The organism is Kitasatospora sp. NPDC001175 (genome assembly GCF_053598215.1).
Genome location: NZ_JBSFJU010000027.1, coordinates 102,262 through 109,241 on the forward strand (window position 1 = coordinate 102,262; position 6,980 = coordinate 109,241).

Here is a 6,980-nt window from a genome sequence, read left to right on the forward strand (position 1 = left end):
TTATGTTGCCGAGGAGTCACGCGCATGGAAGCGAAGAGGATCCGAGTGGGCATCATCGGCGCCAGCCCCGACCGGGGTTGGGCAGCGCGGGCGCACATACCGGCCCTGCTGGCACTGCCGGACTACGAGCTCACCGCGGTCGGCACCAGCCGCCCCGAGAGCGCCCGGGCGGCGGCGCAGCGGTTCGGGACCGCACACGCTTTCACCGACGCCCGGCGGCTCGCCGAGCACCCCGACGTGGACCTGGTCGCCATCACCGTGAAGGTCCCCGCGCACGCCGGACTGGTCGAGGCCGCGCTGGCCGCGGGCAAGCACGTGTACTGCGAGTGGCCGCTGGCACGCACCTCCGAGGAGGCGCGGGCACTGGTAACTTCCGCTCGTGACACGCGCCTTCACCATGCGGTCGGACTGCAGGCGCGCTACGCCCCGGCCATCGCCTACGCCCGCGATCTGGTCGCCACCGGCCGGATCGGACGGGTGGTCTCCGCCACCGTGTACGCCGCCCGCGGCAAGGGGGCCGGGGAGCGGATCCCCGCCTGGGCGGCCTACACCCTCGACCGCGACAACGGCGCCGGGCTCCTGGAGGTCGCGGGCGGGCACACCCTCGACGCGGTGCAGTACGTGCTCGGCGGCTTCAGCGCTCTCTCGGCCGAACTGTCCGTCCAGCGGCCCGGCTACACCGTCGCCGAGACCGGCGAGACGGTCGAGGCCACCAGCCCCGACCACCTCATGCTCAACGCGACCCTCACCGGGGGCGGTGTCGTCTCGGCCCACATCCACGACGCCAAGGCCACCGAGGCGCGGACCCGGCTGGAGATCTCCGGCACCGAGGGAGACCTGGCCCTCGTCTCCACCGGGCCAGGCGGCCCGGCCGGAATCCAGATCGGTGGACTCCGCCTGTTCGATGGTTCGGAGGGCACCTACCGGGAGCTCACCGTTCCGGACCGGTACCATCCGGCACCCGGTGTCGCCCCGGACGCGGAGGGCTTCAACGTGGCCCGACTGTACGCCGGACTGGCGTCCGACATCCGGACTGGATCGCACACCGTCCCGGACTTCGGAGCGGGCCTGCGGCTGCACCGGCTGCTCGACGCGATCAGGCGCTCCGCCGGCACGGGAACCCGTCAACTCCTGGACGGACAGGCCGAGTCGGCGGCCTCCGGGGCGCGTACCGACCAGGGATGACGGCGGCTGGGAGCGGCAGTGTCCGTGCCCTGTCCGGCATCGGCCGTTCGCGGCGGACCGGTTCGGCCGCGTAGCGGCACGAGCACACGTGCGTGTCACCGGGCGCCCCGGCCGAGGCGGCGGCCTGGTCACGGCCTACGCTCGGTACCCGGCCGACTCCGAGAGCGGCCGATCGACCGGGGAGGAACACCGCATGCCGTCAACTGAAGCTCATGTGATCACCGAGGTTCCCGTCGCCGAGGCGGATGCCGGACCCTACGGCATCACCGTCGGCCCGGACGGTGCGCTCTGGTTCACACTGGTCCACGCCGGGCGGATCGGACGGCTGACACCTGACGGTGCGTGCGAGCAGTACGCACTGGACTCGGCGGACTGCGGACCGACGGTGATCACGCCGGGTCCGGACGGTGCGCTGTGGTTCACCCGGTACCGGGATCACCGGATCGGGCGGATCACCACCGACGGCCAGGCGGTCTCATTCGCCGTCCCCACCGCCGAGGGCGGCCCCTTCGGGATCGCGGCCGCCGCCGACGACGCACTCTGGTTCACCCTGACCAACGCCGACCGGATCGGGCGGATCACCACGGACGGCCAGGTGACGGAGTTTCCTCTACCCGTCGACCACGCCTTCCCCTCGGCGATCACCGCTGGCCCCGACGGTGCACTCTGGTTCACCCTCAACCAGGGGAACGCGATCGGCCGGATCACGCTCGACGGGGAGGTCACACTCCACCCGCTGCCCACTCCGCAGGCCGCTCCGGTGGGCCTCAGCGCCGGCGCGGACGGCAAGCTCTGGTTCGTGGAGATCGGCGCGGGGCAGGTCGGGCACATCGACCTGGACGGCGCGATCACGGAGTTCCCGCTGCCGGACCGCTCGGCCCGTCCGCACGCGATCACCGTCGACTCGGCGGGCACCTGCTGGTTCACCCAGTGGGCGGGCAACAGCGTCGGGTCCATCACCGCCGACGGCCGGATCGAGGAGTACGCCCTGCCGAGTCCCGGTTCCGAGCCGCACGGCCTGGCCGTCGGGGTGGACGGCGCCCTCTATGTCGCGCTGGAGACGGGGGCCGTCGCGCGGCTGAAGGTCTGACGCGTAGGTCCGGCACGAAGACACGGGCCTGCTACAGAGCCGAAGGGGCCCTGACGGCGTGCCGTCAGGGCCCCTTCGGTGCGCGTTCCGGGTTTTTAGTACCAGTGGTGGGTCTGCCAGAAGGCCCACGCGGCGTTCGGGCTGCCGTAGCGGGTGTTCATGTAGTTCAGGGCCCACTTGATCTGGGTCCGCGGGTTGGTCCGCCAGTCGGCACCGGCGGAGGCCATCTTGTAACCCGGCAGCGCCTGAGCCAGACCGTAAGCGCCGGAGGACGGGTTGGTGGCCGTCACCTTCCAGCTGGACTCGTGGGAGATGATCTGGTTGAAGGAGGCCCACTGGTTCGCAGGGACCATCTGCTTCGCGATCTGCTGCGGGGTGGCAGCGGAAGCGGCGGGGGCGAAACCGGCGCCGAGGGCGGTCAGGCCGGCGACGGAGGCGAGCAGGGCGACACCGGTACGCATACGAGCGGGGAAAGCGGGCATGTAGATAGAGACCTCAATCGGGTTGGCCGTGTCCTCGCCCGTTCAAGGGCCCACGTGACCGGACAGGGTTCACGTAGGTGTGGGTGGGGGCACGGCGGCACTCGACGCGTCTGCGTTCGGTGCCAGGGGGAAGTTCCGCGGCGGGACAGGAGCCGCGGTCTCTGACGACGTCGCCATTCTTAGCGAGCTGTCGCGCCCGGGCCAAGACCCCCTGATACGACGCCTCGTCGTAGTGGCGGACGGTTCTTGACGAGCGCCGATCAGCCGTCTGTTCCCGCCCGCTCGATCGCCAAACCTGACAAATCGGACATTTTTCTAGAGTTTTGACATGCCCGCTGACCTGGGCGAAAGCCAACGGAAGGCACCCGGAGGGCTCGATTCCAGCCTGAATTGGCGCGATCATGGTAAGCAGCCGGGGGGGAGCGGCCGCTGCGCCTTCGGCGATCAACTATCGGCAGTCGTGGACGTTCGGACGGTGTGACGACCCTCACCGGATCGGGCCGGTTTGGGGGGGTTTCCGCACTTGATCGGCAGGGGGCCGAGCGATCTGCGGCTGAACCTGCGCGGCGGACACGGCCTCGGGAAGTTCTACGGCCGGTGCGGTTACTTGGAGATCGGTCGGGCACCCCGGACGATCCGGGTCGCCCCGGGCGACGAACGGGACGAGGTCACCATGTGGCTCGACCTGCGCTGAGGCCGGGGCGCGGGCGGGGCGGGGTGGGGCATCCGGCTTGCGACCCGTCCCGCCCGCCGCAAAGACTCCGCAGTACCCGCCACCCGCCGACCCGAGCCGGGTGTTGCCGGTCCTGCTGCGCAGGCAACCGCTCTTCTCGCCGTCCAGGGTGAGGTGGCCGCTTCCAGACGCGGATCCCGCGCCGCACGGGGGTGCCACGCACCTCCGTCAGCCCGTCGGCGGGGCGAGCTCGCATCCACTGGTCCCGGTGGTCCCGGTTGGCAGCAGCACGGCTACGGCGGCCGAGCACGGCCGGGGTCGCAGCTGGCTGGCGGTGAGAGATTCCCCTAGCCTGCGGAATGGAGCGAACTGCTACGGGATCCCAGGGCAGGAGGTCGGGTCGGATGGCCGTTCACCATCGCTATGCCACCGTGCAGGGGCGGCAGCTCTTCTACCGGGAAGCCGGATCGAGCGACGCCGGCAAGGTCGTGCTGCTGCACGGCTTCCCTACCAGCTCGTTCATGTTCCGCCACCTCATCCCGGCCCTCGCCGACCGCTACCACGTCATCGCTCCCGACCACCTGGGCTTCGGCTTCTCCGACGCTCCGGGGGTCGACGAGTTCGACTACACCTTCGACGCGCTGACCGAGTTGACCGCCGGCCTGCTCGCCCAACTCGGTGCCGACCGGTACGCGATCTACGTCCAGGACTACGGCGCACCCATCGGCTGGCGGCTCGCGCTGAACAACCCCGATGCCATCACCGCGATCATCAGCCAGAACGGCAACGGCTACGAAGCCGGTTTCGTCGAGGACTTCTGGAAGCCCGTCTGGGCCTACGCCAAGGACCCCAATCCGCAGACCGAGGCCGCTGTCCGGCCCGCGCTCGGTGTCGAAGCCATCAGGTGGCAGTACCTGCACGGCGTTCCCGACCCCAGTCTGGTCAGCCCCGACACCTGGTGGCGCGATGCCGCGCTCGTCCAGCGTCCGGGCAACGACCTGGTCCAGCTCGGACTGTTCCGCGACTACATCACCAATCTCGCGGTCTACCCGAGGCTGCACGAGTACCTCAGGACCAGCCAGGTCCCGCTGCTCGCCGTCTGGGGCCGCAACGACGAGATCTTCGGACCGGCCGGGGCCATCGCCTTCAGCGACGACGTTCCCGACGCCGAGGTCCACCTCCTGGACGGCGGCCACTTCCTACTGGAGAGCCATCTGGAGCCGGTCACCAGCCACATCCGGGCCTTTCTCGACAGAGTGCTGAACCGCTAGGTGCCCGGATCCGGAGGGGTCGGAGACAGCGCCCCTACCGCGGGTCCGTTCGACCGAGCCGCTCCCGGGCGGTGGCGCCGCGCCGTTCGATCGGCAGCACGCCGGTGGCGGCGGCGAGGCCGTGCGGGGGCATGTCCCCGTAGATCGACTCGTAGGAGCCGGGCGGGACGATGTAGGTCTCGTGCCAGATCCCCACGTGCCGGCGGGACTTGCGCTCAAAGCGGTTGATCATGGCCCAGGCCTTGCGGTGCAGCCGGTCGGGCGCAGCGGCGTACTCCAGCAGCTTCTCCTCGGACTCCCAGTACTGGACCACCAGGTAGGTGCGCGGTGAGCCGCTGAGCAGTTGGTAGCCCTTCAGCCCGCTCTGCGGGTCCCGGGAGAGCTCGCGGAGCATCCGGGGCATCGCGAGCATGGTCGGCAGCCAGTGGTGCGGCGCCCAGAAGTGGTTGATCCGCATGCCGATCAGGAAGACGACGACCTCCCCCTCGGCGGCAGCGGTGGTACGACCGGGTATCGGCCTGCTGACCATGGCACCCCCTGGTGATCGACGGACGCGATGCGCCCGCCCGTGATTGGATGGCCCAGCTCTCGACCAGTGGGATAGTGGCACTATTCAATAGGAGGCACAAGAGGATGCGCCTGGCCGATCTGAGCGAGCGGAGTCAGGTCTCCATCGCCACGATCAAGTACTACCTGCGTGAGGGCCTGCTGCCGCCGGGCCGCCGGGTGAACGCGACGCAGGCCGAGTACGACGAGTCGCACCTGCGCCGGCTGCGGCTGGTGCGGGCGATGGTCCAGGTCGGGCGGATCCCGGTGGCCACCGTCCGCGAGGTGCTGGCCCAGGTCGACGACGACTCGCTCGGCCCGACCATCCGCCTCGGTGCCGCGCTCTGGGCGCTCCCCCGGGCCACCGAGCCGGAGCAGGACGACCCCGCCGTGATCACGGCCCGCCAGGAGGTCGACCGGATGCTCACCCGGCTCGGCTGGACCCTGGCGGTCGAGATCGGTCCGCTCTCACCCGTCTACCGGGAACTGGTCGCTTCGGTCGCCTCGCTGAACCGGCTCGGATACCCGCTCGACGCAGACGACCTGGCCCCGTACGCGCGGCAGATGGAGCACACCGCCATCCACGACCTGGACCGGATGGAGCGGTTCCCGACCGCCGTCGAACAGGTGGAGGCCGCCGTCGCCTCGGCCGTCCTGTTCGAGCCCGTCCTGCTGAGTCTGCGCCGCCTCGCCCAGGAGCAGGAGGCCACCCGCCGGTTCGGCCTCTAGGACACCGGGTCGATCAGGACACCGGGTCTGTAGGGCGGAGAAACGGACGGCGGAAAGCGGGCGGCGGGCAGGGGCGGTAGCCGTTTCGGCCACCGCGCCCTGCCCGCCGCCGGGGAGTCGAGGATCAGGCGAGGCTGTCGTCGATGAAGGCGAACAGCTCCTCGTCCGAGACCGAGTCGAGGTTCTCCACGTCCACGACCTCACCGGGCTCGGCGGGCGCGGAGTCGGCCAGCGGCTGCGACTCGCTCCACCGGGTGGCGAGCGCCTGCAGGCGCATCTGGATCCGGGCCCGGGTGACGCCGTCCGGGCTGCTCGCCGCGAGTGCGGCCTCCAGGCGGTCCAGCTCGTCGAGCACGGTCGTGGCGGGGTTCGCCGCGTCGCCCGAGGCCAGCTCGCCGCGGAGGTGGGAGACCAGCAGCACTGGCGTCGGCTGGTCGTAGACCAGCGAGGCCGGCAGGGTGAGCCCGGTGAGTTCGGCCAGGCGGTTGCGCAACTGGACGGCCGTCAGCGAGTCCAGGCCGAGGTCGCGGAACGCCTGCCCCGGGTCGACGTCCTCCGGTCCCGGGTAGCCCAGCACCGCCGCCGCCTCGGTCCTGACCAGGGCGAGCAGCGTCTTCTCGCGCTCGTTCTCGGTAAGTGGGGCCAGCCGCTCCCGCAGCGGGGGCCCGGCCGGGCCTGCCGCCTCGGGGGCCGCCTCGCCGTCGGCGGCACTCGACTGCTCCGCGCGGCGGCCTCGGGCCCATTCGGACATGGCGGACAGGGCGAAGCTCAGCGGCAGGTCGCCGTCGACACCCAGGGTGGCGGTCAGCGCGTCGATGTCCTCGCGTTCCACCAGGTCCCAGAACTCGGCGTCCATCGCGCCGAGTTGAGCCGCCGAGGCGTCGGCATCGGCCTCCTCGGGCCAGTAGCGCTGGCGCTGGAAGGCGTAGGTGGGCAGCTCGGTCCGGCGGGCGCCGGTGCCGGCGAAGAACGCCTCCCAGTCGACGTCCGCGCCGCGTACGTGG

The 6,980-nt window shown here is 71.0% G+C and carries 8 protein-coding genes; 5 read left to right on the forward strand and 3 right to left on the reverse strand.

Going from position 1 to position 6,980, the window contains the following annotated elements:
* Positions 1–24: 24 nt before the first annotated feature.
* A complete protein-coding gene (locus ACWDAK_RS20940) occupies positions 25–1,185 on the forward strand; it encodes a Gfo/Idh/MocA family protein (protein WP_427396055.1) in 1,161 nt (386 codons plus the stop codon).
* Positions 1,186–1,378: 193 nt separating this feature from the next.
* A complete protein-coding gene (locus ACWDAK_RS20945; protein ID WP_427396054.1) occupies positions 1,379–2,275 on the forward strand; it encodes a Vgb family protein in 897 nt (298 codons plus the stop codon).
* Positions 2,276–2,370: 95 nt separating this feature from the next.
* Here the strand turns inward: ACWDAK_RS20945 and ACWDAK_RS20950 are convergent, their stop codons facing one another.
* Positions 2,371–2,757 carry an aggregation-promoting factor C-terminal-like domain-containing protein gene (locus tag ACWDAK_RS20950; RefSeq protein ID WP_344639606.1) on the reverse strand — a complete coding sequence of 129 codons (387 nt, stop codon included), beginning with the start codon at positions 2,755–2,757 and terminating at the stop codon, positions 2,371–2,373.
* A 523-nt stretch (positions 2,758–3,280) separates the two neighbouring features.
* Between ACWDAK_RS20950 and ACWDAK_RS20955 the strand changes: the two genes are divergently transcribed.
* Together ACWDAK_RS20955 and ACWDAK_RS20960 are read left to right on the forward strand one after the other, a co-directional pair.
* Positions 3,281–3,451, forward strand: coding sequence for a hypothetical protein (locus ACWDAK_RS20955; protein WP_425557807.1), 171 nt, complete (start codon positions 3,281–3,283; stop codon positions 3,449–3,451).
* Between the two features lie 383 nt (positions 3,452–3,834).
* Entirely contained in the window at positions 3,835–4,701 is an 867-nt protein-coding gene (locus ACWDAK_RS20960) for an alpha/beta fold hydrolase (protein WP_344639607.1), read from the forward strand.
* Between the two features lie 34 nt (positions 4,702–4,735).
* On the opposite strand, the gene ACWDAK_RS20965 is transcribed toward ACWDAK_RS20960, so the two are convergent.
* On the reverse strand, positions 4,736–5,230 hold the full coding sequence (locus ACWDAK_RS20965) for a DUF4188 domain-containing protein (protein ID WP_344639608.1): 495 nt from the start codon (positions 5,228–5,230) through the stop codon (positions 4,736–4,738).
* A gap of 104 nt (positions 5,231–5,334) precedes the next feature.
* Between ACWDAK_RS20965 and ACWDAK_RS20970 the strand changes: the two genes are divergently transcribed.
* A complete protein-coding gene (locus tag ACWDAK_RS20970; protein WP_344639609.1) occupies positions 5,335–5,976 on the forward strand; it encodes a MerR family transcriptional regulator in 642 nt (213 codons plus the stop codon).
* A 124-nt stretch (positions 5,977–6,100) separates the two neighbouring features.
* On the opposite strand, the gene ACWDAK_RS20975 is transcribed toward ACWDAK_RS20970, so the two are convergent.
* Positions 6,101–6,980 (reverse strand): phosphopantetheine-binding protein (locus ACWDAK_RS20975; protein WP_449806485.1); only part of this gene is annotated, 880 nt, incomplete at its 5' end.

Bases quoted from the DNA above. Each gene is read 5' to 3' on its own strand.
- ACWDAK_RS20960 (WP_344639607.1), top strand. From the start codon at position 3,835: ATGGCCGTTCACCATCGCTATGCCACCGTGCAGGGGCGGCAGCTCTTC.
- ACWDAK_RS20970 (WP_344639609.1), top strand. From the start codon at position 5,335: ATGCGCCTGGCCGATCTGAGCGAGCGGAGTCAGGTCTCCATCGCCACG.
- ACWDAK_RS20965 (WP_344639608.1), bottom strand. From the start codon at position 5,230: ATGGTCAGCAGGCCGATACCCGGTCGTACCACCGCTGCCGCCGAGGGG.
- ACWDAK_RS20945 (WP_427396054.1), top strand. From the start codon at position 1,379: ATGCCGTCAACTGAAGCTCATGTGATCACCGAGGTTCCCGTCGCCGAG.
- ACWDAK_RS20940 (WP_427396055.1), top strand. From the start codon at position 25: ATGGAAGCGAAGAGGATCCGAGTGGGCATCATCGGCGCCAGCCCCGAC.
- ACWDAK_RS20950 (WP_344639606.1), bottom strand. From the start codon at position 2,757: ATGCCCGCTTTCCCCGCTCGTATGCGTACCGGTGTCGCCCTGCTCGCC.